Genomic DNA, 23807 nt, shown 5'->3' with positions numbered 1-23807 from the left:
GGAGCACAGCAAACTTCGGGGAAAAAGGAAGTCCGGTGATCCGGTGGAGACAAGCTAGTCGATCTAAAAAGCGCTCTACAAATACTTTTCAGGAATTAGCTTATGGGTTTGTTGCTGCAATCTTCATATTCCTTTTAGTTACATAAAAGTGAAAAACAATTCTTTTTAGGGATTAAAAAAATCCCCTAGATTGCACCCCAAGCCGACAGCGGACCACCGCACCGAGCCCGATCAAAGGGGCTCTCTTTCCTTAAGCAGCACGGCACACAGACCGCCGGCTCGAGCCCCAGCCCATACGAGACCAAGAACGCATCTGGAGCATCGAGCATGAACAAGTCATCCCTGGCCCTGGCCGTCGCCCTCGGCGCCATCGCCCAGCAGGCCGGCGCCGCCGGTTTCATCGAAGACAGCAAGGCCACCATCGGTCTGCGCAATTTCTACATCAATCAGGACACCCGCAACGCGGATGCCAACACCCAGGAAGAATGGGGCCAGGGCTTCCAGTTCAACTACATCTCCGGCTACACCGAAGGCACCGTCGGTGTCGGCGTGGACGCTATCGGCCTGCTCGGCATCAAGCTGGATTCCGGTAAGGGCCGCCACTACAACCCGGACTCCAGCAAGTACAGCGGCACGGTGTTCCCCACCGACGAAAACGGTCGCGCCGAGGACCAATTCAGCAGCCTCGGCCTGACCGGCAAGCTGCGTCTGTCCAAGACCGAGGCGCGTATCGGCACCCTGCAGCCGAAGCTGCCGGTGGTGACCTTCAACGACGGCCGCCTGCTGCCGCAGACCTTCGACGGCGGGCAGATCACCTCCAATGAACTCGACAACCTGACCCTGATCGGTGGCCAACTGGAACACGCCAAGGGCCGCAGCTCGAGCAGCAGCGAAAGCCTGTCGATCGGTGGCGCCAACAACGCCCAGACCGGTCAGTTCAGCAACACCTTCTACTACGCCGGTGGCGACTACAAGATCGGCAAGAACCTGCTGGCGCAGTACTACTACGGCAACCTGGAAGACTTCTACCAGCAGCATTTCCTCGGCCTGACCCACAACCTGGCCCTGGGCTCGGGTGCGTTGAAGTCCGACCTGCGCTACTTCAAGAGCGACTCCGATGGCGAGAACGGCAGCGCTGCCGGGCGCGCCGATGGCTATGTCAGCACCGGTTACTACGGCAATGGCGTGACCAAGGGTGAAGTGGACAACGACACCTGGAGCGCCCTGTTCACCTACAGCCTCGGCGGCCACGCGCTGAGTGCCGGTTATCAGCAGGTCTCGGGTGACAGCAACTTCCCGTTCCTCAACCAGGGCGATGGCGCCACTGCCTACCTGATCACCGATCGCCAGATCGGCAAGTTCCTCAGTGCCGGCGAGCGCACCTGGCTGGCCGAGTACGGCTACGACTTCAGCAAAGTCGGCGTACCGGGCCTGAAAGCCACCGTCACCTACCTGTCCGGCGACAACATCGACTCGGTCGACGGCGACAAGCAGGAATGGGAACGCGATTTCCGTCTCGACTACACCCTGCAGGACGGTGCCCTCAAAGGCCTTGGCGTGTCCTGGCGTAACGCCAGCCTGCGCGGCAACGCGGCGGCTGACCAGGACGAGAATCGTCTGATCCTCAGCTACAGCCTGCCAATCCTCTGATTCACCCAGAGCGCCGGCGAACCCCGCCGGCGCCACCTCCTGACCAGCCCGCCATCGGGCCGGAAGGCATCTGCCCAAGAGCCAAGGAGAACCCCATGAAACACTTCACATTGCGTCACGGCCTCAGCGCCCTGCTGGCCGCCCTGGCAGCCGCCGGCGTGCAGGCCGAAACACCCAAGGAAGTCCGCCTGGACTACGCCTACTACGCCCCCACCAGCCTGGTGCTGAAGGAGCAGGGCATTCTCGAGAAACAGCTCGCCGCCGACGGCATCCGCGTCAAGTGGGTGTTCAGCCAGGGCAGCAACCGCTCTCTCGAATACCTCAACGGCGGCAGCATCGACTTCGCCTCCACCGCTGGCCTGGCCGCTGTACTCAGCCGCGCCAACGGCAGCCCGGTGAAGACGGTGTACATCGCCAGTCGCCCGGAATGGACCGCCCTGGCGGTGCCGAAAGACTCGCCGATCAACACCCTGGCCGACCTCAAGGGCAAGAAGATCGCCGCCACCAAGGGCACCGACCCTTACCTGTTCCTCCTGCGCAGCCTGCAGACGGCCGGCCTGGACAAGAACGACGTGGAAATCGTCCACCTGCAGCATCCGGATGGCCGCGTGGCCCTGGAGCGCGGCGATGTCGACGCCTGGTCCGGGCTCGACCCACACCTGGCCGCCAGCCAGCTGCAAGCCGGCTCGCGCCTGCTCTACCGGAATGTCGACTTCAACAGCTATGGCGTGCTCAACGTCAGCGACAGCTTCCTCAAGGAGCAGCCCAAGCTGATCGAGAAGGTCATCGGCGCCTACGAGAAAGCCCGCCACTGGGCCGTTACCCACCCGCAGCAGACCGCCGAGCTGCTCGCCCGTGAAGCCAAGCTGCCGCTGGAAGTGGCCAAGCTGCAGCTGTCGCGTACCGACTTCAGCAACCCGCAGCCGGGGCCCGAGCACATTGCCGCGCTGAAGGCAGCCGCGCCGATCCTGGTCGAGGAGCAACTGGTGCGTCCGGGCACTGATGTGGCCGCCACCGTCGAGCAACTGATCAGCCCGCAACTGGCGGCCAGCGTCATCGGCCAGCCCGTGGCCAAGGCGGAGTAACGGCCATGCCCGCGTCCAGCCTGCTCGCCCTGCGCAGTGCCATGCGCCTACCGCGCTGGCGCCGCCCCGGCCTGGCGAGCTGGCGCGGCCTGGTGTTGCCGCTGGTGCTGGTCGGCTTGCTGGAGGTTCTGGTGCGCCTGGGCTGGGTACCGGCGCACCAGTTGCCGGCGCCCAGCCAGATCGGCGCGACGCTGTACTGGCAGGCGGCCAGCGGTGAGCTGTGGGGGCATGTCGGCGTCAGCCTGGCGCGGGTAGCGGCGGGGTTTGCCTGCGGTGCCGGCCTGGCTGTGCTGATTGGCGCCTGGGTCGGCCTCAGCCGCCGTGCCGAGGCCTACCTGGAGCCCAGTTTTCAGGCCCTGCGGGCGATTCCCAGCCTGGCCTGGGTGCCGCTGCTGTTGCTCTGGCTGGGCATCGACGAGACGCCGAAGATCGTGCTGATCGCCCTCGGCGCGTTCTTCCCGGTGTACCTGGCGCTGCTCGCCGGCATTCGCGGGGTCGATCGCAAACTGGTGGAAGTCGGCCAGCTGCATGGCCTGCCGGCCTTCGCTCTGACCCGCCGCATCCTCCTGCCGGCGGCGCTGCCCAACCTGTTTACCGGCCTGCGCGGGGCGCTCAGCCTGAGCTGGATGTTCCTCGTCGCCGCCGAACTGATCGCGGCCACCCAGGGCCTCGGCTACCTGCTCAGCGACGGCCGCGAGACGTCGCGTCCGGACCTGGTGCTCGCCGCCATCGTCCTGCTCGCGCTGCTCGGCAAGCTCAGCGACGGTCTGCTGAAACACCTGGAAAGCCGCGCCCTGCATTGGCGCGACAGCTACAGCGGTGGGGAGGCATGAGATGAGCGCATTGCTGCAATTGCAGGGCATCCGCAAGGCCTTCGCCGGCGTACGGGTGCTCGATGAAATCAGCCTGGCCTTGGCCCCCGGCGAGATCGTCAGCCTGCTCGGCCCCAGTGGTTGCGGCAAGAGCACCCTGCTGCGCATTGCCGCCGGGCTCGATCGCGACTTCTCCGGCAGTCTGGAACTCAACCCGTTGCTCGGCTTCGGCCGTGGCAGCGGTATCGGCGTGGTGTTCCAGGAGCCGCGCCTGCTGCCCTGGCTGACGGTGGTGGAGAACGTTGGCTTTGCCGCCGGCCGCGCAGCCGATGCCGCATGGGTCAGCCAGCTGCTACAGGATGTCGGCCTGGCCGGGCATGCCGAGAAACTGCCCAAGCAACTCTCCGGCGGTATGGCCCAGCGCGTGGCCATCGCCCGTGGCCTGTTCGGCCGGCCGCAGGTGCTGCTGCTCGATGAACCCTTCAGTGCGGTGGATGCCTTCACCCGCATGAAACTGCAGGATTTGGTGGTGGCCCTCGCCGAGCATTACGGCATCGCCCTGCTGCTGGTCACCCATGACCTGGACGAGGCGTTCTACCTGAGCGACCGGGTGCTGATCCTCGGTGGCACACCCAGCCGCCTGCAGCTGGAACTGAATGTCCCGCTGGCCCGCCCGCGTGATCGCCGCGCGGTGGAACTGGCCTACCTGCGCGGCGAGGCGCTGACCGCGCTGTACCAGGCCCACGCGCTGTAAAAGAACCTCAAGGTGGAAGCACGTTTCCGGGCCGCAAGGCCCGGTTTTTTATGTTCAGCACTTTTGAGCTGATTGGTGCCGGTAGCGTTCTCTGCACATGGCTGTTTACTGAGTGTTCCAATACCTCTGGTTTCGCCCCTCCGGGCGAGTCACTTTCTCTTTGCTCGCGCGAAAGAGAAAGCGCGCCCGGCATCCGGGTTTCGCTGCGCGAAACTTCCCTCCCTCCGGTGTCGCTCCGGGAGCCGGCGTTCAAGGCCCATCCCTAGCTTTTTACGCCTCTCGCCGCATCCTGTGAGGGGGTAGATGTATGGCACAGGGGCAAGATGAGCCGGAAGAATCCGCGACACAAGGCCTGCGCCTCGATCGCTCGATGCCAATCCGACTCTTAGCCATAGCTGTAGCGCTGAAATACGAAAAGAACGATCCTAACGCCCTTCTGACGCGCTTTATGGGCGCTTCCCCAAGGAGGGTTCGTGTCGATTCTCAAAAATGCAGTGGATTCGATCCAGATCGGCATGGAGGATTACCATAGCGATGATCCAAGGAGGGTGCTCTCAGCTATACGGAACGTGTACGCCGGGCTTCTGCTGATCTTCAAGCACAAGCTACAAGCGCTGAGCCCTACTGGCTCAAATGACTCTTTGCTTAAAGCACGTCTAGAGCTGGCCCTTGACCCGTCGGGGGCCCCAATCTGGAAGGGGAAAGGGAACCTCAGCGTCGATGCTGCTGATATTGAAGCTCGGCTGAAAGCTCTAGGCATCTCAGGGATTGACTGGAAGCGCTTGCAAAAGCTTCGGGAAATACGCAACGACGTCGAACACTACTTCAGCAAACACCCTGTGAATTTGATGAAGGAGGTAGTCGCTAGCTCGCTGCAATTGCTTACTGAGTTCTGTGAACCTCACCTAGGGCAGAGACCGGCTGATCTGTTCGGTGATGAGTGCTGGGACATGATGCTAGCGGTAGCGTCGTTCCATGAGGGCGAAGTCGCGGCATGCCAAAAGAAGCTCGCTGCAATTCAGTGGCCTTACAAAGTTGTTGCATCGAGTATCGACAAGATGCGGTGTGGCCATTGTGACTCTCAACTTATACAGCTTAAAGACGAGACGGCCGGCCCCCACGCTTTCTTTGAGTGTCTAGCTTGCCAAGCGCTTACTGATTATGAAGTGGTAATCGGCATGGCAATTGTTGAGAGCTTGCTGGGTGAAAACTACAACCGGCGGAAAGCCGGTCAACCACCGGCATCGGATGAGTGTCCTGGATGCGGTGAACAGGCCTACGTCTATGCCGAACAAATTTGTGTAGCCTGCCATTACGAACCTGGGCAATACACCCACTGTGAGGTCTGTGGAACACTGCTCGAAGGCGAGGATGCATTCAGCCCGATCTGCAGCTATCACCGACACAAAATGCATTCAGCCGACTGACCTACTGAAATCTGCTGGCCGGCGCATCAGATGTCTATGCCAAATGAAGAGCTAGGAGGTGCCAAATGTGGCGTGCGCTTACACATCCATGCGGCTTCCCCTGCACAACACCTACGCTCGGCCTCCTGACGGGTTCTAGGCTCCGAGCTGTCTGAAGGCTTTTTGTTCTGTCTGCACAATTCGACAGGCAACGCCAATTCCCCTTCAGAAGGGTGAACGTAATCGTCGTGGAAGGGGTTGAGCGGCATGGATGCCGCGAGAGCCGCGATGGGCCAGGGATGGCCCTTCGCGGCGGGCCCCTGGAACGGCGATGGAGCGAACGAACCCGGAGCGAAGCGCAGGGCCGGATGTAGGGGTGGCCTTCTCTTTGGTTACTTTCTCTTGGCCAGACAAGAGAAAGTGACTCGCCCGGCGGGGCGAAACCAAAAGTGTCGAGGTGCTCGGCAAAGAGCTGTGCCGCGGACAATTTCAGCTCTGCAAGCAATCAGCCCGCAAGTCTGTGTCGCAGGTATGAAAAAGCCCGGCACAGGGCCGGGCTTTTGCAGTGCGGGCGCGTCTTACTGCGCGACATAGATCTGGTCGAACACCCCGCCATCCTTGAAGTGGGTGCTCTGGATCACCGGCCAGTCGCCGAAGGTCTTCACCACGTTGAAGAAGGTGACCTTGGGGAAACGGTCGGCGAACTCGGCGAGGATCGCCGGGTTGCGTGGGCGCAGGTAGTTGTTGGCGGCGATGCGCTGGGCTTCGTCGGACCACAGGTACTTCAGGTAGGCCTCGGCCTCCTTGCGGGTGCCTTTCTTGTCGACCACCTTGTCGACCACTGCCACCGGTGGCTCGGCCTCGGCGGAGACGCTCGGGTAGACCACTTCGAAGCTGCCACGGCCGAACTCGCGGGCGATCATCTCGGCTTCGTTCTCGAAGGTCACCAGCACGTCGCCGATCTGGTTCTGGATAAAGGTGGTAGTGGCGGCGCGACCACCGGTGTCGAGTACCGGCGCCTGCTTGAACAGCTTGCCGACGAAGTCCTTGGCGGCTTTTTCGTCGCCGCCTTTTTCCAGCACATAGCCCCAGGCCGACAGGTAGGTGTAGCGGCCGTTGCCCGAGGTCTTCGGGTTGGGCACTACCACCTGCACGCCGTCCTTGAGCAGGTCCGGCCAGTCCTTCAGGCCCTTGGGGTTGCCCTTGCGCACGATAAATACGGTGGCTGAGGTGAACGGCGCGCTGTGGTTGGGCAGGCGTTCGGCCCAGTCTTTGGGCACCAGCCCGCCATTGTCGGCGAGGGCGTTGATATCGGTGGCCATGTTCATGGTGATCACGTCGGCGGCCAGGCCATCGATCACCGCGCGAGCCTGTTTGCTCGAGCCGCCGTGGGACATCTGGATCTGCAGCGGCTTGCCACCCTCGGCCTGCCAGTGCTGCTGGAAGGCGGCGTTGTAGTCCTTGTAGAAGTCGCGCATCACGTCGTAGGAGACGTTGAGCAGGGTAGCGGCCTGGGTCAGCGGGGCGAGGAGCAGGCCGGTGGCGAGGAGCGTGGCGGGCAGTAGGCGTTTCATCGGGCGTCCTTGGAAGAAGGGGAACGCAGCGACTATAGGAGGGAGTTTTTATTCTTTGAAAGAATAAATAATTTGATGCTTATGCCTTTGTGCGAGGCGGTCGATGATTCGCTGCATATCTCTTTATGGAATAAATAAATCATTATTTATTCTTTTTATTCGTTTTCGTTCCTGAGCATAGTGAGCCCCACGCCACGACTCTCAAGGAGCAGCAGCATGACCATCCGCCTGGGCGACATCGCCCCCGACTTCGAACAGGACTCCAGTGAAGGCCGCATTCGTTTCCACGAGTGGCTGGGCAACAGCTGGGGCATTCTCTTCTCCCACCCGGCCGACTTCACTCCGGTGTGCACCACCGAGCTGGGCTTCACCGCCAAGCTCAAGGACGAGTTCGCCCAACGTGGGGTCAAGGCCATCGCCCTGTCGGTGGACCCGGTCGACTCGCACCTGAGGTGGATCGACGATATCAACGAAACCCAGAACACCCGGGTTAACTTCCCGATCATCGCCGACGCCGATCGCAAGGTCTCCGACCTGTATGACCTGATCCATCCGAACGCCAACGACACCCTGACCGTGCGCTCGCTGTTCGTCATCGACCCGAACAAGAAGGTGCGCCTGACCATCACCTACCCGGCCAGCACCGGGCGCAATTTCCACGAGATCCTGCGGGTGATCGACTCCCTGCAGCTGACCGACAGCCACAAGGTCGCCACCCCGGCCAACTGGGTGGACGGCGACGAAGTGGTGATCGTGCCGTCGCTGAAGGACGAGGACGAGATCGCCCGGCGCTTCCCGCAGGGTTATCGCGCGGTGAAACCCTACCTGCGCCTGACCCCGCAGCCGAACCGGTAAGGACTGGCCATGCACGTAGTTCTGCTGTCTGGCAGCCCCGCAGCGCGTTCGCGCACCGAAGTGCTGCTGGAGCATGTCGCTCAGCGCCTGCGCGCCCAGCACGTCGAAGTGACCCTGCTGCGGGTGCGTGACTTCCCGGCCGAGGACCTGCTGCACGCCCGTTTCGACAGCCCGGCGGTGCAGCAGCTGCAGGCCGTGGTAGCCAGTGCCGATGGCCTGGTGGTGGCGACGCCGGTGTACAAGGCCTCGATCACCGGCGCGCTGAAAGTGCTGCTCGATCTGCTGCCGGAGCGCGCCCTGGCGCACAAGGTGATCCTGCCGCTGGCCAGTGGTGGCAGCCCGGCGCACCTGCTGGCCGTGGATTACGCGTTGAAGCCGGTGCTGGCGGCGCTCAAGGCCCAGGAGATGCTGCATGGCGTATTCGCCGTGGACAAGCAGATCGCCTATGCCGAGGGCGAGCGTCCGGCGCAGCTGGATAGCGAGCTGGTCGAGCGGCTGGACGAGTCGATCGAGCAACTGCTCGCCGCCCTGGCCCGCCGGCCGCAGCCAATCGATCCACAGTTATTGAACGACCGGCTGGTGAATGCCCGCTGGAGTATCTGAACCAACGCGGGTTTCACCCGCCCTACGGATCGCTGGTGCGTAGGGCGGGTGAAACCCGTGAGACACAGCAACACCCCTCCTTACTCACCCGCCAACGGGCGAGCAGGTCGACACCTAAATCACGAATTGCAAAGGAGAGCGCCATGCGCACTATCACTTTGCGTCGGAGCCTGGTCGCCCTGTTTGCAGCGGCCATCAGCTTTGGCGCCATTACTCAAGCTCAAGCCGAAACGCTACGAATCGGTTATCAGAAATACGGCACCCTAGTGCTGCTCAAGGCCAAGGGTTCGCTGGAGAAGCGCCTGGCCGACAAGGGCATCGAGGTGCAGTGGACCGAGTTCCCCGGTGGCCCGCAGCTGCTCGAAGGGCTGAACGTCGGCTCCATCGACTTCGGCACCACCGGCGAAGCGCCGCCGATCTTCGCCCAGGCGGCCGGGGCTGACCTGCTCTACGTGGCCCACGAACCGCCGGCGCCGACCAGCGAAGCGATCCTGGTGCCCAAGGATTCGCCGCTGCAATCGGTGGCTGAGCTCAAGGGCAAGAAAGTCGCCCTGAACAAGGGCTCCAACGTGCATTACCTGCTGGTGCGTGCCCTGCAAGACGCCGGCCTGAAGTACAGCGACATCCAGCCGGTGTACCTGCCGCCGGCCGATGCCCGCGCCGCTTTCGAGCGTGGCAGCGTCGATGCCTGGGTGATCTGGGACCCCTTCCAGGCAGCCGCCGAGCATCAGCTGCAAGCGCGCAGCCTGCGTGACGGCCAGGGTCTGGTGGCCAACCACCAGTTCTACTTGGCCGCCAAGCCCTATGCGCTGCAGAACCCCGAGGTGGTCAGCGTGCTGGTCGAGGAAATCCGTGGCATCGGCGAGTGGACCCGCGCCAACAGTGCCGAGGCGACCGCCCAGGTGGCGCCGCTGCTCGGTCTGTCGCCGGCGATCACGCGCACGGCAGTAGAGCGTCAGGCCTACGGCGCGCAGTTCATCAGCCCCGAAGTGGTGGCGGCGCAGCAGCAGATCGCCGACACCTTCAGCGACCTCAAGCTGATCCCCAAGCGCCTGACCATCAAGGACGTGATCTGGGCGCCGCCGGTCAAGGTGGCGCAGCAGTAACGGCCCTCCCTCTACCCCAGCCCCTCTCCCATAAATGGGAGAGGGTGGCCCGCAGGGCCGGGAGAGGCGACTGTCACTCAAATGCTTCGAGTAGCCCGGATGCACTCCGGGAAATCCCGCCCCGGATTGCATCCGGGCTACGTATGACCAAGGAGACCCCTCCATGAGCCTGAATATTTTCTGGTTCCTGCCCACCCACGGCGATGGCAAATACCTCGGCACCGCCGAGGGCGCGCGCGCCGTCGACCATGGCTACCTCAGTCAGATCGCCCAGGCGGCTGATCGCCTCGGCTTCGGCGGGGTGCTGATCCCCACCGGGCGTTCCTGCGAGGACTCCTGGCTGGTCGCCGCCTCGCTGATCCCGGTGACGCAGAGCCTGAAATTTCTGGTCGCCCTGCGCCCCGGGATCATTTCCCCGACGGTGGCGGCGCGGCAGGCCGCGACCCTGGATCGGCTGTCCAACGGCCGCGCGCTGTTCAACCTGGTCACCGGTGGCGATCCGGACGAACTGGCCGGCGACGGCCTCAATCTGTCCCACGCCGAGCGCTACGAAGCCTCGGTGGAATTCACCCGCATCTGGCGCCGCGTACTCGAAGGCGAAACCGTCGATTACGCCGGCAAACACATCCAGGTGAAGGGTGCCAAATTGCTTTACCCGCCGATCCAGCAGCCGCGTCCGCCGCTGTATTTCGGCGGCTCCTCGGATGCCGCCCAGGACCTCGCCGCCGAGCAGGTCGAGCTGTACCTGACCTGGGGCGAGCCGCCGGCCGCAGTGGCCGAGAAGATCGCCCAGGTGCGCGAGAAGGCTGCGGCCCAGGGCCGCGAAGTGCGCTTCGGCATCCGCCTGCACGTGATCGTGCGCGAGAGCAACGAAGAGGCCTGGAAGGCCGCCGACAAGCTGATCAGCCATGTCGATGACGACACCATCGCTCGTGCCCAGGCTTCCCTGGCGCGCTTCGACTCGGTCGGCCAGCAACGCATGGCTGCCCTGCACGGCGGCAAGAAGGACAAGCTGGAAGTCAGTCCCAACCTCTGGGCCGGGGTCGGCCTGGTACGCGGTGGCGCCGGCACTGCCCTGGTCGGCGACGGCCCGACCGTAGCGGCACGGGTCAAGGAATACGCCGCGCTGGGCATCGACACCTTCATCTTCTCCGGTTACCCGCACCTGGAAGAGTCGTACCGGGTCGCCGAGCTGCTGTTCCCGCACCTGGACGTCGCCCAGCCGGAGCGCCCGCAGAGCCGCGGCTACGTCAGCCCGTTCGGCGAAATGATCTCCAGCGACATTCTGCCCAAGGCGGCAGCCGCGAGTTGAAAGGCACCCTCTCCCCCGGCCCCGCTCCGCGCCCCGGCCCTTCGCATGGCTCAGGGCGCTACAGCGGGCGAAGCAGGGCTTCGCTATTTCCGCCTTCGCCCCATAAATGGGAGAGGGAGCAGATCTGCGCTGCCAGCTAGTTCGCTGGCACGGGCTTGGCTCCCCTCTCCCGCTTGCGGGAGAGGGGCTGGGGGAGAGGGTGGTTGTCCATACACATAGTGAAGGAGCGTTGAGCATGTCGACGCAAACGCTACACAAAATCGGCCTGCGCCTGGCGCCCTGGGCCCTGCCGCTGGCGCTGCTGGCGGTGTGGCAGATCGCTGTGGTCGCCGGCCTGCTGTCCACGCGCATCCTGCCGGCGCCGAGCGCGGTACTGGCGGCCGGCTGGGCGCTGCTCGCCAGTGGCGAGATCTGGACCCACCTGGCCATCAGTGGTCAGCGTGCTGCTATCGGTTTCGCCATCGGCGGCGGTCTGGGCTTGGTGCTGGGCTTTATTACCGGCCTGTCAAAATGGGGCGAGCGCCTGCTCGACAGCTCGGTACAGATGATCCGCAATGTGCCGCACCTGGCGCTGATCCCGCTGGTGATCCTGTGGTTCGGCATCGACGAGAGCGCGAAGATCTTCCTGGTCGCCCTCGGCACCCTGTTCCCGATTTACCTGAACACCTACCACGGCATCCGCAACGTCGACCCGGCGCTGGTGGAGATGGCGCGCAGCTATGGCCTGAAAGGCATCGGCCTGTTCTGGCAGGTGATCCTGCCCGGCGCGCTGCCGTCGATCCTGGTTGGCGTGCGCTTTGCCCTCGGCTTTATGTGGCTCACATTGATCGTCGCCGAGACCATTTCCGCCAGTGCCGGCATCGGTTACCTGGCGATGAACGCCCGTGAATTCCTGCAGACCGACGTGGTGGTGCTGGCGATCCTGCTTTACGCCGTGCTCGGCAAGCTGGCGGATCTGGCCGCCCGTGGCCTGGAGCGCGTGTGGCTGCGCTGGCACCCGGCCTACCAGGCCAAGGCAGGTGACCAATGAGCGCCTTGCACAGCATTCGCCAGGGCATTCCCCTGGCCATCGAAGGCATCCACAAATCCTTCGGCGAGCGCCAGGTGCTGAGCGCCATCGACCTGCATATCCCGGCCGGCCAGTTCGTCGCGATAGTCGGTCGCAGCGGCTGCGGCAAGAGCACCCTGCTGCGCCTGCTGGCGGGGCTCGACTCGCCCAGTGGTGGTCAGCTGCTGGCGGGCAAAGGCCCGCTGTCCGCCGCCCGCGAAGACACCCGGCTGATGTTCCAGGACGCCCGGCTGCTGCCGTGGAAACGGGTGATCGACAACGTCGGTTTGGGTCTGTCCGGCAACTGGCAGCCCAAGGCCCGTGACGCGCTGGCCGCCGTAGGCCTGGCCGACCGCGCCAACGAGTGGCCGGCGGCCTTGTCCGGTGGGCAGAAGCAGCGCGTGGCCCTGGCCCGTGCGCTGATCCACCAGCCGCGCCTGCTGCTGCTCGATGAGCCGCTCGGCGCCCTGGATGCGCTGACCCGTATCGAGATGCAGCAACTGATCGAACGCCTGTGGCAGCAGCATGGTTTCACCGTGCTGCTGGTTACCCACGACGTCAGCGAGGCGGTGGCCATTGCCGACCGGGTAATCCTGATCGAGGACGGCCAGATTGGTCTCGATCTACCGGTCGAGCTGCCACGGCCCCGTCAGCGTGGCTCGGCGCGCCTGGCTGCGCTGGAAGCCGAAGTGCTCAACCGCGTGCTGGCGCTGCCCGCACTGCCGCCCCAGGCGGAACCCGTTTCACCCCTGCCCACGCAATTGCGCTGGGCGCTTTGAGCAAACCCCTGTCCCGGATTGCATCCGGGCTACCCATGACCCAAGGAGCAATACCATGACCATCAAAGCCATCAACGTACGTAACCAGTTCAAAGGCACCATCAAGGAAATCGTCGAAGGCGACGTGCTGTCGGAAATCGATGTGCAGACCGCCGCCGGCATCGTCACCTCGGTGATCACCACCCGCTCCGTGCGCGAGCTGGAACTGGGCGTGGGCAGCGAAGTGATCGCCTTCGTCAAATCCACCGAGGTGTCGATCGCCAAGCTCTGAGCCATGCCGGTATCCCAGCTGTTCAGCCAGGGCTGAGCCAGGCGCGAGGATGCGTCGGGCCAGGCTCGGGCTGAAGTGCTGCAGGCATCGAAGGTGGTTGCCGGTAACACGCAGATACACGCCAGTGCGGCGCCTGCGTCGACTTCCCGCTGGCCGGCTATGGCGGAGGAATGGACGAGCCCGCATTATAGGCGCGCAGTACAAGTGTAAGCTGAACTCAATACTGTGCTGGTTTTATCCAGGCGCATAAGGATAATGCCCATGGGTCCGTGGTTCGGACCGGCGTCTATATCCCTGCGAGGCAACACCATCCATGTGGTACAACGGCTTTCTCGATCTGTCGGTCTGGCAACTCATCGCCGTGACCCTGGTGATCACCCATATCACCATTGTCAGCGTCACCGTCTATCTGCACCGTTACTCGGCGCATCGTTCGCTGGAGCTGCATCCGGCGCTCAAACATTTCTTCCGTTTCTGGCTGTGGATGACCACCGGCCAGAATACCCGTGAGTGGACCGCCATCCACCGCAAGCACCACGCCAAATGCGAAACCGTGGATGACCCGCACAGCCCGGTGATCAAGGGCCTGAGTACCGTGCTGCGCACCGGTGCCGAGCTCTACCAGCAGGAAGCCAAAAATCCGGAAACCCTGCGTATCTACGGCAAGAACTGCCCGGAAGACTGGGTCGAACGTAACGTCTATTCGCGCTTCCCGATGGCCGGCATCGTGCTGATGGCGATCATCGACCTGGCTCTGTTCGGCGTGCTCGGCATGACCGTTTGGGCGATCCAGATGATGTGGATCCCGGTCTGGGCCGCAGGCGTGATCAACGGCCTCGGCCATGCCGTCGGCTACCGCAACTTCGAGTGCCGCGACGCCGCCACCAACCTGCTGCCCTGGGGCATCCTGATTGGCGGTGAGGAGCTGCACAACAACCACCACACCTACCCGAACAGCGCCAAGCTGTCGGTGAAGAAGTGGGAGTTCGACATGGGCTGGGCCTGGATCCAGCTGTTCAGCTTCCTGCGTATGGCCAAGGTACAGCGCGTGGCGCCGATCGCTCACCGCGTGGAAGGCAAGCGCAATCTGGACATGGACACCGCCATGGCCATCCTCAACAACCGTTTCCAGATCATGGCGCAGTACCGCAAGCTGGTCATCGCACCGCTGGTCAAGCAGGAACTGGCCAAGGCCGACGCCTCGGTCCGCCACCAGTTCCACCGTGCCAAACGTCTGCTCTCGCGTGAGCCGAGTCTGCTCGACGAGACCCACCAGGCGCGTATCCAGCGCATGCTGGAACAGAGCCAGGCACTCAAGGTGATCTACGAGAAGCGCCTGGCCCTGCAGCAGATCTGGGTCAAAACCAGCAGCAATGGCCACGACATGCTCGAAGCGATCAAGCAGTGGGTAAGCGAGGCCGAGGCCAGTGGCATCCAGTCGCTGCGTGAGTTCGCCGAGCAGCTTAAGACCTATTCGCTGCGCCCGGCCGCCATGGCCTGAGAACCTGTCTACGATCTGCTGCGCGTCGGCCATACGGCGTTGAAATCAGGCTCGGGCTGCTCATTTACAGCTCGTAAACTCCGCGCCCTCGCCCGATTTCGCCTTGTCTGGCTCTAGCTCGCGAGATCGTAGATAGGTTCTGAGTTGCACCGAGATGAAAAAGCCCGCCCTTTGGCGGGCTTTTTCGTTTTGCGCAGTTTCATCACTCAGCCACGCAAATAAAGTGAACCGCTGACACGCGGAACTACGACAGAGGGGTGACAGCCATCTGCCCGGAGTGCCACCCGATGTCCTCACCCCGTGTTTTCCTGCTCGCCCCGCCCCTGGTCTACGATGTGTGTTGCCCGGCAGCACGTGTGGCGACGCGCCAGCAAGACCGCCAGCCGGCATGGGCCACAGTGCCGGTATGCGGCTGTGGCAAACCCCAACCCGACCGTGCGCCGCTGCGCGCCGCGGTTGTGCTCCAGTGAACCTCGCCGGCTACCCAGCCGGGTGCGCGTGGTCGCTGGGCTGGCACCACGGAGCAGGTATGGCCATGAGCATCGTGCACCGGCTGATTACAAGCACCCGTCGCTGCTGCGCGGTGTTCCTGCTCGGTAGTCTGGCCAGCCAGGCTGCGGCCGAGGACGTGCTCAACCTGGCGCCTGGGCAGACCCGCCTGAGTTTCAGCGTACTCGGTCTGGAGACGCTGGGTGCCGGTGACCAGTTGGCCGTGGAACTGGATGGCTACGACGTCAGCGCCCTGATTAGCCGCAGCGACAGCGATTTCCTCCTCGACATGCCCAGCCCGCTGGCTGACGGCAGCCACCCGCTGCTGGTGCTGGTGTTCTATGCCAACGGCAACGTCGCCACCCTGCTCGAAGCCAGCGTCGAAGTGGCTGCCGGCAGCGCGCCGCAGGCGAACGACGAGGCGCCGGCCGCAGTCGATCCGGCGACGGACACGACCGCAGTGCTGGCGGCGGAACCGGCCAGCGAAGAGGCCGCCACGGCGGTCGAAGCCTATGCCCAGGATGCTGCCCCGGCCGCTCACCGCTATACCCTCTATGGCCTGCTCAGCAACAACTACCGGGTCGACGAGAAGGATGCTGCCAACTACCCCGATAGCCCGCGCTACACCAGCAATGGTGGTGTCAGCTACCGCGGCGAGGGCGCCGGCGCCGACTGGCAGTGGCAGGGTGAGCTGGATGCCTTGTACGACAACCTCAGCGAGAACAACCCCAACGGCTATGAATGGGAGCTGCCCAACTACCGCCTGGCCGCGTCGCGCGGCACGGGCCTGAGTCGCCAGGGCCTGGCCCTGGGCACCTACAACGTGCTGCGCGAGGACCTGCTGTTCAGCGCCTACCAGCGCCGCGGTGTGGCGCTGACCCTCGGTGATGCGTTGAACAGCCCCTTGCAGCTGGAAGTGTTCGGCCTGCAGAGCGAGCCGCTGACTGACTACCGGCGCCGCCTCGGCTACCCGCAGAGCAGCGAGGAACGCAGTGCCGGTGGCCTGCTGACCTTCACCCCGCTGCAGGACAACCCGCAGTGGCTGCAGTTCAGCACCGCCTACCTCAATGGCGAGACCACCGACAGCGGTGTCGGCTGGTGGTCGCCGGATCAGCAGACCCGCTACGGTGGCGACAGCTGGAACATCGCGGTCGACTCGCGCCTGGGCAACAACAGCCTGTGGCTGCATGGCGACTACGCCCATTCCAGCTTCGACAGTGACGGACTCGGCATCGGCGAAGACGCGCGCACGGATACCTCGCACGACCTGCAGACCCAGTTCAGCTCCGGTGAATGGTTCCCTTCCGGGCCGTTCGACCAGTGGAACCTGACCTTGCAGCGGCGCGAGGTGGGCCTGGACTTCTTCACCCTGGGCAACCTCTCGCTACCCGGCGACCTGCAGCTGGATCGCGCCAACTGGCAGGCCTTCGTCGGCAACCTGCAGGTGGAGGCCGAGCTGGCGCGCGAGACCAACAACCTCGATGACCAGGACGACATCGCCGACCAGGTCGCCCACCGCCAGGTGCTCAACCTCTACTACTACCCGATGGTTGACAGCAACGCCTTGCCCTGGCGCATCCTCGGTATGCCCTCGCTGAATGCCGGGGTGACCGAGACCCGCCGCCGCCAGGATCGCGAAGACGCCCAGGTGGTCGGTTTCGACCTCAACGACGAGACGCGTGAAAGCCTGGTCGGGGTGAATTTCTACCACAACCGCTGGAACTGGTCGGTGCAGCACACGCTGCAGGAAACCCGCGACGATTCGCAGGCGGTGGAGCAGAACGGCTACCTGATCTACGAGCCGCCGTCCGACCAGCGCAACCGCTTCACCACCCTGCAGGTCGGCTACATGCCCTGGGACGTGCTGAGCATTTCCACCAGCTGGCAGTGGAACAAGCAGCAGGAAAGCGACGACGACAATCTCTACCGCAGCGTCAGCCGGGGCCTGGATGTGGCCTGGCAGATTGTCCCCGAACGCTGGCTGCTGAATGCCTCCTACTACCGCGGCCGCGATACCAGCCACTTCGGCGATGGCGACTTCCTCGGCGACAGCATGCTGCAGCAGACCGCCAACCTGCAGCTGACCTGGACGCAGATGCAGCCCGATGGCCTCAACCCCGGCATCGACTGGTTCATAAAGAGCAGTTACGCCAAGCAGGACAGCGACCTCTACGACCAGGGCCTGGAGGACTGGCAGCTGCTGCTGGGCTTCGACCTGCGCTGGGATACCCATACATATTGATGCCCCGCCCTGGCCGCGGGCCGGGGAGGGAAAGGAAGGTGAACGATGAACCTCTTGTGCAAACACACACTGCTGCTCGCCCTGCTGGCATGTCTCGGCCTGCCGGTGCTGTCTGCCCAGGCCGCCTTGCTGGCGGCGACTGCCCAGCCCAACCAGCGCCAGTTGCAGGTCAATCAGGACAACAATTTTGCGGTCAACTGGCGCGTCACGGCGGGCTCTGCCCACAGTGGCGGCGCCGCTTCCAGCTCGGCACGCATCATCAACCCGTCCGGCGGCGCGACCCTGGCCACGGTCGGTGGCACGCTCAGCCAGGGCGGCAGCGGGCCGTTCCTGTTCGGCGAGTTCATCAGCCTGCCGCAGGCCACGGTGCAGGGCTGGCAGCGCAGCGGCTTGCGCCGGGTTCTGCTGGTACGCGACTTCGCCGACCTGGCGGGGGGCGGTGCGGTGCGTGGCCAGCAGGTGCTGGTGCTGCCCGCGCCGACCCAGCCGACCCAGCCGGTGGGCAGTTTGCGCGCGGTGAAGATCCAGCCGGCGCAGCGCCAGGTGCTGGCCAGCCAGCGCAATGTCCTGGCCCTGGCCTGGCAGGTGGTGGCCAGCGACGACTTCAGCGGGCGGGTCAGTTCCAGCCGCGCGCGCATCATCGACCCGGCCAGCGGCGGCGTCTTGACCACCCTGGGCGACGGCCTGAGCGCCAGTGGCCGCACGCCCTTCCTGCTCAGCGAGCAGCTGGAGCTGTCGGCGGCCGAGGTGCAGGGCTGGTATGCCCGTGGCTTGCGCCGGCTGATCCTGCAGCGCGAGTTCTCCAGCGGCAGCCAGAGCCTGAGCGCCCAGGTGGTCCTCACCCTGGTCAGCAGCGGCCTGCGCGCGCCGCGGGAAAACCGCGATGGCGAGCTGCTGGTGCAGCGCCTGAGCCTGAGCTTCCTCGATAACCAGCGGATCAAGCTGGTGCCGCCGGCCACGGAACTGAAGGCCAAGGTGCTGCTGGGCTACAGCGGCAATGGCCTGGTCGAGGGGCGTTGGCAGGTGGCCGAGCCGGGCAGCACCGAGGGCAAACCGTTCTACCGCACCCTCACCCTGGTGCGCAGCCAGCTCGGCAGCGCCCAGCAGAGCACGCTGTTCAGCCCGCCCTTGCCGACGGCCAAGGCCGGCAAGTATCGGCTGCGTTTCTGCGTGACCAACCAGGACCTGGTGCCGGCCGATGCCCTGGTGCTGGACTCCGGCTGCCCGATCGAGAGCCTCACCGTGGAAACCGTCTACGAGGTGCTGGGCGGCAGCGGCCCCGCTGCCCAGCTGGCGATTGCCGCCAGCCCGCAGAGCGGCACGGTCGATGCGGCCACGGCCTTCCAGTGGCGGGCGGTGGATGGCGCGGTGGTCTACCAGTTGCAGCTGTTCGCCATCGGTCTAGACCAGCAGAATGCCGGCGAGGTCGAGGTGCTCGGCGAGTCGCCTAGCTTCGTCGCCGGCATGCTGCTGCCGGCAAGCACCACCCAGACCCCGTTGTCGGCGCTGATGCGCAACAAGCTGCAGCCGGGGCGTTACTATCTGTGGCGCGTGACCGCCCATGACCAGGGCGGCGCGCTGATCGGCAAGAGCCAGGAATGGAGAGTGCGCTACCAGCCATGAGCGAAGACACGGACGTACAACTGCTGCTGCGCATCGCCGGCCAGGATCAGCGCGCCTTGCGCCAGTTCTATGAGCGCTTCCACGGCGTGGTCTACCAGTTCTCGATGCGCACGGTGGCCAACGCTGCCGATGCCGCCGAGGTGCTCAACGAGGTGATGCTGGAAGTCTGGCGCCGCGCCGCCAGCTTCCAGGGCCAGTCGCAGGTGCGCACCTGGCTGTTGAGCATCACCCGGCACAAGTCGATCGACCTGTTGCGCCGCAAGCGCCCCACCGAACTGCTCGACGAAGCCAGCCTGGACGAAGGCGAGGAGGAGGCGAGCTGCCCTATGAGCCTGGCCATGGAGCTGGGCCAGCAGGGCGAGCAGGTGCGCCTGTGCCTGGACCGGCTCAAGGACAGCCATCGCCAGGTGGTCTACCTGACCTTCTTCGAGGAACTGTCCTACCCGGAAATCGCCGAGATCATGGCCATCCCCAATGGCACCGTGAAGACCCGCATGCTGCACGCCAAACAGCAGTTGCTGCAGTGTCTGCGGCGCCTGCTGGGAGGGGCCGATACATGAGAAAGACTGAACCGCTACACCGGCGCAGACGACTCAGGGGTACAGACTGCGGAGGTGAACAATGAACAGCGAAACTGACGACGATTTACGGGCCCTGCTGCCTTGGTACCTCAACGGCACGCTGGCGGTAGACGAGCGGGAACGGGTCGAGGCGCTGCTGCAACGCTCTGCCGAAGCCCGCGAGGAGCTGGCCGGATTGCGCCAGCTGGTGCCGGCACTGAAACACGCGGAACAGCAGCACAGCAACGCCCACAGCGCGCCAGCCGAGCTGGGCTGGGCGCGCCTGCAGCGCAGCCTGCAGCAGGAGCCGACGGCGGCCCGGCGCGACTGGTGGAAGCCTTCGCTAGCGGCCGCCGCAGCCCTGGCGGTGGCGCTGCAGCTGGGCATCCTGATGCGCCCGGCGCCGACCGATACGGACTGGCAACTGCAGAGTGGCGGCCCGCAGCAGGTGCTTAGCGGTGGCTACCGGGTGCAGCTGCGTTTCGTCGAGCATGCCCAGTGGCAGCAGGTACGCGGGTTGCTGCTGGAGGTCGATGCGGTGCTGGTGGATGGCCCTTCGGCGCTGGGTATCGTGCAGGTGCATGTACCAGATGATCGGCGCTTCGCCGATGGCCAGGCCCTGCTGCAGTGGTTGCAGCAGCAACCGGTGGTGCAGCATGCCGCGCTGTTGGCGCGTGAGCAGCCATGAGGCAGCCCTGGCTGCTGCTGGCGCTGGTCCTGAGCCTGCCGCTGCAGGCCGCCAGCGACGCCGCAGGCGGGCCGACAAGCTCCAGCGTTCCGGGCGGCCCGCCCGCCAGCAGTGCGCCGCCTGCTCCGGCTGTGCCGCCCGTGCCGGGTGGTCCTGCCCCGACGCCTGCCCCGGCGCCTGTCGTGCCGGCGGCAACTCCCGCCGCCCCGGTTGCCGCGCCAGCGCCGGTGTCTATCCCACCCGTCGCTCCGTCTGCTCCTGCAGCCATCCCGCCGCCGCGCCGCGCCACTGGCAGCCTGCTCGATCAGCCCATGCTGCAGGCGCCACCCCAGCAGTGGCGCGGCGTGGTGCAGCCACCGACGGAGGAGCTGCCGCCGCTGCGCGAGTGGCTGGTGTTCAGCCGTAATCTGGCCGAAGCGGAGCAGCAGCGCCTGGCCCTGCAAGCGTTCCAGCTGTCGATTCTGCGCCGGCAGCAGTTGCCTAATCTGCAGCGGGTGCTCAGCGTCTACCGCATTCCTGCACAGCTCGACCTGGAGCAGCTTGAAGAACAGCTAAGGCGGCAGTTTCCGCACTGGCAGCAGGAGCTCAATCAGCGCTACCGGCCGTTGCAGTTGCCGGACGCGGCCGAGCTGCAACAACGCAACTGGGGCCAGCGCGCGATGGGCCGCCAGCAGCCGGCTGCCGTCGACTGCGGCAAGGGCAAGCTGCTGGCCATGCTCGATGGTCCGGTGAACAGCGCGCTGAGTGAGTTTGCCGGTGCCGATCTGCATTACCAGAGCCTGCCGCCGGCGCAGTACCTGGCCCGCAGTAGCGAGGCGGCGCGCCACGGCACCGCGCTGGCGGCGCTGCTGGTCGGGCGCGAACAGGTTGCCGGCCTGCTGCCCGGCGCGCGCCTGCAGGCCCTGGGGATTTTTGGTGAAGACCGCACGGCTGGCCTGCACACCCGCAGCGATTGGGTGATCGCCGCCCTGGAGCAGCTAGCCGGCCTGCAGCCAGCGCCGCAGGCGGTCAACCTGAGCTTCGGTGGGGCCCACAGTCGTTTGCTGGCGGAGCTGTTCGAGCAGCTGGCGGCACGGATGGACTTCGTCGCGGCCGCCGGTAACGACGGCCAGGCCGGGGTGCGTTACCCCGCCGCCTATCCCGGCGTGCTGGCGGTGGGCGCGGTGGATGCGCGGCTACGGCGCTTACGCCAGTCCAACTTCGGGCGGCATCTGGCGCTGGTGGCGCCGGGCGAGGATATCTGGACCCTGGACGGCAATGGCCAGGGCTTCTACGCCAGCGGCACCTCCTTCGCCGCGCCCTTCGTCAGCGCCGCCCTGGCCCTGGCGCCCTCTGCCGAAGCGCTGCTGGCGCAGGCCCGCGATCTCGGCGCCAGCGGCCGTGACGAGCAGTACGGCGCCGGCCTGGCGCACCTGCCCGGCTGTCGCTAGTGGCCTGTGCGGCGACTCCTGGCGCCGGCACCCTGTGCAGTTCCAGAGCAGGCCGCCAACATCTCTACGTAGTCAAATCACTGTCGACCAAGCCGGTACTGCGCTACAAATCGTGCGGCATCATGAGCGAAGTTACCGGTGTAGCGTTCTATCAGGCGAATACGCTCATTGATGCCATGCAAACGGTACTGCGCCTCCATCGCCAAGCCGTAGTTCGGTAGATGAACAAGGTCGACTGTTCTGTCGAGATATTCCGCTTGGGTAACCCTGTGGTCGACGTAGCGACCGATATATAGCAACTCCATCAGCGGTGAGTTGCTGTGGACTTGCGCAATCGCGTGGCCGTAGATCGAGCGCGCTTCGTCATCCAGCAGGTTGGGCTGATAGATAGCCGCGAGAGGCGCCTCGAGGAACTGGCTGCGAAACCAGTGCGTCGCGAACGAAGTCTGCGCATCGCGGGTGATGACGCCGCGGACGGCGGAAGAGCTTCGCCTTACTGGCGATATGTCTGAAGGGTTAGCGATTTCGCGGACAGCGGCGTGAACCGCTACTCCCGCACCCAGAGAGGTGCCCACCAGGAAGATATCGTCAGGGTTGATATTCAGTGCGGCGGCGTAATGACGAGCGAATTGTACGAGGTAGCTGAGGTCAGCGACCGAAGACGGTGTGCGGTCGCTCTCGAGTTGTTTTAGCGGGTGCCGGAAGTCTGCCGAAGCAACGACCACACCCGCGCCGGAATCGGCAATTTCCAGTAGATAGCGGAGCAGTGTGCGATTTTTCGTCAGCAGCGACTCCTTATTCGAACCGGCCGAATGCGCATAAATGATCAGTGTATTGGCGGCGGCATTCGGGTTGAGCAGGCCATCTGCACCCGAATAGTAGAGATCGATGCGCAGCCCATCCGGCAGTCCATCGCCACGCTCAGGAACCCAGCTAACTCCAGGATCGCCGTAGTAGACATTCGAGTAATACCCGCAGGTGGGGTTGCAGTCAGCGACGACTTGGTAGTAGTTGGGCAGATCCGCTACCGAGAATGGCTCAGGCACATCGACGCCATTGGGCGGGTCTCCGCCCGCCACCTCTGCATATCCGCAGGTCGCTGAAGCCTCATCGACGCAGATGCGCAATAGGCGCTTTTCCCCATCATTAAGGCCGCCTGGATAGCCGGCTGTCTGGGGCCCGGATTGCGTGCTGGAGGCCGTTCGCCGGCCGCGCAACACGTCGTCGATATAGAAGAGCTGGTCCGATGTCGTTGGTTTGAGGATGGTGTAGTCGATGTCAAAGGGCGTCTGCGGCGGCACGTGACCGGCAACGCCGATCGGGCTGAGCTCAATGGTCTGCCCGGGCAGCAAAACCTGGCCGGCGCGAATACTGACCTGATCGCACACCTGAACCGGTACTGCCTCTACGCAAATGCGCAGTTCGAGCAGGCGATCCTGTGCGAGGCCAGTGGGGTAGCTGATGCTGTAGGCGCCCGAGGTGTTGTGCTCAATCTGGCTCGCATCCTTAACCAGGGCAAGCGTGTTGTCGAGATAGAAGGAGTGATTGCCAGAGACCTCGGGGATCACCTGGTATTGGATCTTGAACCGCTCGTCAGGCGGCACCACAAACCCCTGACCAATCCCGAAGATTTTTACGATTGGATCGGAGGCGAATGCACCTGGCGAACTCAACAACAGGCCTAGGGTTAACGCTTGAAGAATTGTCTGAGTGGCACATACAGGGGCTGGCATGGCTTATTGCTCCTTGGCAAAAGAGGCTTCGCTACCACCCGGATGCGCATAAGCAGATTAGAAGAAAAATTGGCAAGGATGGTTCCTGCCCGGTGATCCGGTGGCAGGCCCGCTAGTCGGACTCAATCGCGAGGCTCCGCCTGCTCCTTGTGCCGATCACCCCAACGCCCCAGAGGGCCTGTTCGATTCTGGGTGCCGAAATTGAATATTTGAATTAGCCAAATCGGCCACCAGGCCTCGCCAATCCTGGCTTAGCGGCTTTACTCAGAAGAATTATCGCGCGCGG

The 23807-nt window shown here is 64.4% G+C and carries 20 protein-coding genes; 18 read left to right on the top strand and 2 right to left on the bottom strand.

What is annotated here, in order from left to right; translation table 11 throughout:
* The first annotated feature begins 327 nt into the window (after positions 1 to 327).
* The 5 genes from HNE05_RS19440 (at position 328) to HNE05_RS19420 (ending at position 5728) form a co-directional block, all read left to right on the top strand.
* Entirely contained in the window at positions 328 to 1650 is a 1323-nt protein-coding gene (locus HNE05_RS19440; protein WP_173210444.1) for an OprD family porin, read from the top strand.
* Between the two features lie 95 nt (positions 1651 to 1745).
* Complete coding sequence (locus HNE05_RS19435; RefSeq protein ID WP_173210442.1) at positions 1746 to 2735, top strand: aliphatic sulfonate ABC transporter substrate-binding protein; 990 nt, start codon at positions 1746 to 1748, stop codon at positions 2733 to 2735.
* A gap of 5 nt (positions 2736 to 2740) precedes the next feature.
* The gene (locus HNE05_RS19430; protein WP_173210440.1) at positions 2741 to 3568 is read left to right on the top strand and encodes an ABC transporter permease; all 828 of its coding nucleotides are present in this window, start codon (positions 2741 to 2743) and stop codon (positions 3566 to 3568) included.
* A 1-nt stretch (position 3569) separates the two neighbouring features.
* Entirely contained in the window at positions 3570 to 4301 is a 732-nt protein-coding gene (locus HNE05_RS19425) for an ABC transporter ATP-binding protein (RefSeq protein WP_173210438.1), read from the top strand.
* A gap of 473 nt (positions 4302 to 4774) precedes the next feature.
* Positions 4775 to 5728 (top strand): hypothetical protein, encoded by a 954-nt coding sequence (locus tag HNE05_RS19420; protein ID WP_173210436.1) that lies wholly within the window; start codon positions 4775 to 4777, stop codon positions 5726 to 5728.
* A gap of 557 nt (positions 5729 to 6285) precedes the next feature.
* Here the strand turns inward: HNE05_RS19420 and HNE05_RS19415 are convergent.
* Positions 6286 to 7281, bottom strand: coding sequence for a sulfate ABC transporter substrate-binding protein (locus HNE05_RS19415; RefSeq protein WP_173210434.1), 996 nt, complete (start codon positions 7279 to 7281; stop codon positions 6286 to 6288).
* A 216-nt stretch (positions 7282 to 7497) separates the two neighbouring features.
* Between HNE05_RS19415 and HNE05_RS19410 the strand changes: the two genes are divergently transcribed.
* From HNE05_RS19410 to HNE05_RS19350, 13 genes are all read left to right on the top strand, one after another.
* Positions 7498 to 8136 carry a peroxiredoxin gene (locus HNE05_RS19410; RefSeq protein WP_173210432.1) on the top strand — a complete coding sequence of 213 codons (639 nt, stop codon included), beginning with the start codon at positions 7498 to 7500 and terminating at the stop codon, positions 8134 to 8136.
* A 9-nt stretch (positions 8137 to 8145) separates the two neighbouring features.
* Positions 8146 to 8739, top strand: coding sequence for an NADPH-dependent FMN reductase (gene ssuE / locus HNE05_RS19405; RefSeq protein ID WP_173210430.1), 594 nt, complete (start codon positions 8146 to 8148; stop codon positions 8737 to 8739).
* 143 nt (positions 8740 to 8882) lie between these two features.
* Complete coding sequence (locus HNE05_RS19400; RefSeq protein ID WP_173210428.1) at positions 8883 to 9845, top strand: sulfonate ABC transporter substrate-binding protein; 963 nt, start codon at positions 8883 to 8885, stop codon at positions 9843 to 9845.
* Positions 9846 to 10008: 163 nt separating this feature from the next.
* Entirely contained in the window at positions 10009 to 11157 is a 1149-nt protein-coding gene (gene ssuD / locus HNE05_RS19395) for an FMNH2-dependent alkanesulfonate monooxygenase (RefSeq protein ID WP_173210426.1), read from the top strand.
* Positions 11158 to 11392: 235 nt separating this feature from the next.
* Positions 11393 to 12187 (top strand): aliphatic sulfonate ABC transporter permease SsuC, encoded by a 795-nt coding sequence (ssuC, locus tag HNE05_RS19390; protein ID WP_173210423.1) that lies wholly within the window; start codon positions 11393 to 11395, stop codon positions 12185 to 12187.
* On the top strand, positions 12184 to 12984 hold the full coding sequence (gene ssuB, locus HNE05_RS19385) for an aliphatic sulfonates ABC transporter ATP-binding protein (RefSeq protein WP_173210421.1): 801 nt from the start codon (positions 12184 to 12186) through the stop codon (positions 12982 to 12984). Before ssuC ends, ssuB begins: the two co-directional genes overlap by 4 nt.
* 55 nt (positions 12985 to 13039) lie before the next feature.
* The gene (locus HNE05_RS19380) at positions 13040 to 13255 is read left to right on the top strand and encodes a TOBE domain-containing protein (protein ID WP_013793202.1); all 216 of its coding nucleotides are present in this window, start codon (positions 13040 to 13042) and stop codon (positions 13253 to 13255) included.
* Between the two features lie 313 nt (positions 13256 to 13568).
* Positions 13569 to 14756, top strand: a complete 1188-nt coding sequence (desA, locus tag HNE05_RS19375) for a delta-9 fatty acid desaturase DesA (RefSeq protein WP_173210419.1) — start codon at positions 13569 to 13571, stop codon at positions 14754 to 14756.
* A 535-nt stretch (positions 14757 to 15291) separates the two neighbouring features.
* Positions 15292 to 17487: a hypothetical protein gene (locus HNE05_RS19370; protein WP_173210417.1), complete on the top strand. Its 2196-nt coding sequence runs from the start codon at positions 15292 to 15294 to the stop codon at positions 17485 to 17487.
* Between the two features lie 45 nt (positions 17488 to 17532).
* Complete coding sequence (locus tag HNE05_RS20610; RefSeq protein ID WP_173210415.1) at positions 17533 to 19110, top strand: hypothetical protein; 1578 nt, start codon at positions 17533 to 17535, stop codon at positions 19108 to 19110.
* Complete coding sequence (locus HNE05_RS19360) at positions 19107 to 19670, top strand: sigma-70 family RNA polymerase sigma factor (protein ID WP_173210413.1); 564 nt, start codon at positions 19107 to 19109, stop codon at positions 19668 to 19670. Before HNE05_RS20610 ends, HNE05_RS19360 begins: the two co-directional genes overlap by 4 nt.
* 61 nt (positions 19671 to 19731) lie before the next feature.
* On the top strand, positions 19732 to 20358 hold the full coding sequence (locus HNE05_RS19355) for an anti-sigma factor family protein (RefSeq protein ID WP_173210411.1): 627 nt from the start codon (positions 19732 to 19734) through the stop codon (positions 20356 to 20358).
* Positions 20355 to 21788, top strand: coding sequence for a S8 family serine peptidase (locus HNE05_RS19350; RefSeq protein WP_173210409.1), 1434 nt, complete (start codon positions 20355 to 20357; stop codon positions 21786 to 21788). The genes HNE05_RS19355 and HNE05_RS19350 overlap by 4 nt, the downstream gene beginning before the upstream one ends.
* A 77-nt stretch (positions 21789 to 21865) precedes the next feature.
* Here the strand turns inward: HNE05_RS19350 and HNE05_RS19345 are convergent, their stop codons facing one another.
* Positions 21866 to 23521, bottom strand: a complete 1656-nt coding sequence (locus HNE05_RS19345) for an alpha/beta hydrolase family protein (protein WP_173210407.1) — start codon at positions 23519 to 23521, stop codon at positions 21866 to 21868.
* Between the last annotated feature and the right edge of the window lie 286 nt (positions 23522 to 23807).

This window comes from Pseudomonas campi, from assembly GCF_013200955.2.
Classification (GTDB): Bacteria; Pseudomonadota; Gammaproteobacteria; order Pseudomonadales; family Pseudomonadaceae; genus Aquipseudomonas; species Aquipseudomonas campi.
This window is presented reverse-complemented; position numbering and strand designations above follow the sequence as displayed.

Bases quoted from the DNA above. Each gene is read 5' to 3' on its own strand.
- HNE05_RS19440 (WP_173210444.1), top strand. From the start codon at position 328: ATGAACAAGTCATCCCTGGCCCTGGCCGTCGCCCTCGGCGCCATCGCC.
- HNE05_RS19435 (WP_173210442.1), top strand. From the start codon at position 1,746: ATGAAACACTTCACATTGCGTCACGGCCTCAGCGCCCTGCTGGCCGCC.
- HNE05_RS19430 (WP_173210440.1), top strand. From the start codon at position 2,741: ATGCCCGCGTCCAGCCTGCTCGCCCTGCGCAGTGCCATGCGCCTACCG.
- HNE05_RS19425 (WP_173210438.1), top strand. From the start codon at position 3,570: ATGAGCGCATTGCTGCAATTGCAGGGCATCCGCAAGGCCTTCGCCGGC.
- HNE05_RS19415 (WP_173210434.1), bottom strand. From the start codon at position 7,281: ATGAAACGCCTACTGCCCGCCACGCTCCTCGCCACCGGCCTGCTCCTC.
- HNE05_RS19410 (WP_173210432.1), top strand. From the start codon at position 7,498: ATGACCATCCGCCTGGGCGACATCGCCCCCGACTTCGAACAGGACTCC.
- ssuE (WP_173210430.1), top strand. From the start codon at position 8,146: ATGCACGTAGTTCTGCTGTCTGGCAGCCCCGCAGCGCGTTCGCGCACC.
- HNE05_RS19400 (WP_173210428.1), top strand. From the start codon at position 8,883: ATGCGCACTATCACTTTGCGTCGGAGCCTGGTCGCCCTGTTTGCAGCG.
- ssuD (WP_173210426.1), top strand. From the start codon at position 10,009: ATGAGCCTGAATATTTTCTGGTTCCTGCCCACCCACGGCGATGGCAAA.
- ssuC (WP_173210423.1), top strand. From the start codon at position 11,393: ATGTCGACGCAAACGCTACACAAAATCGGCCTGCGCCTGGCGCCCTGG.
- ssuB (WP_173210421.1), top strand. From the start codon at position 12,184: ATGAGCGCCTTGCACAGCATTCGCCAGGGCATTCCCCTGGCCATCGAA.
- HNE05_RS19380 (WP_013793202.1), top strand. From the start codon at position 13,040: ATGACCATCAAAGCCATCAACGTACGTAACCAGTTCAAAGGCACCATC.
- desA (WP_173210419.1), top strand. From the start codon at position 13,569: ATGTGGTACAACGGCTTTCTCGATCTGTCGGTCTGGCAACTCATCGCC.
- HNE05_RS19370 (WP_173210417.1), top strand. From the start codon at position 15,292: ATGAGCATCGTGCACCGGCTGATTACAAGCACCCGTCGCTGCTGCGCG.
- HNE05_RS20610 (WP_173210415.1), top strand. From the start codon at position 17,533: ATGAACCTCTTGTGCAAACACACACTGCTGCTCGCCCTGCTGGCATGT.
- HNE05_RS19360 (WP_173210413.1), top strand. From the start codon at position 19,107: ATGAGCGAAGACACGGACGTACAACTGCTGCTGCGCATCGCCGGCCAG.
- HNE05_RS19355 (WP_173210411.1), top strand. From the start codon at position 19,732: ATGAACAGCGAAACTGACGACGATTTACGGGCCCTGCTGCCTTGGTAC.
- HNE05_RS19350 (WP_173210409.1), top strand. From the start codon at position 20,355: ATGAGGCAGCCCTGGCTGCTGCTGGCGCTGGTCCTGAGCCTGCCGCTG.
- HNE05_RS19345 (WP_173210407.1), bottom strand. From the start codon at position 23,521: ATGCCAGCCCCTGTATGTGCCACTCAGACAATTCTTCAAGCGTTAACC.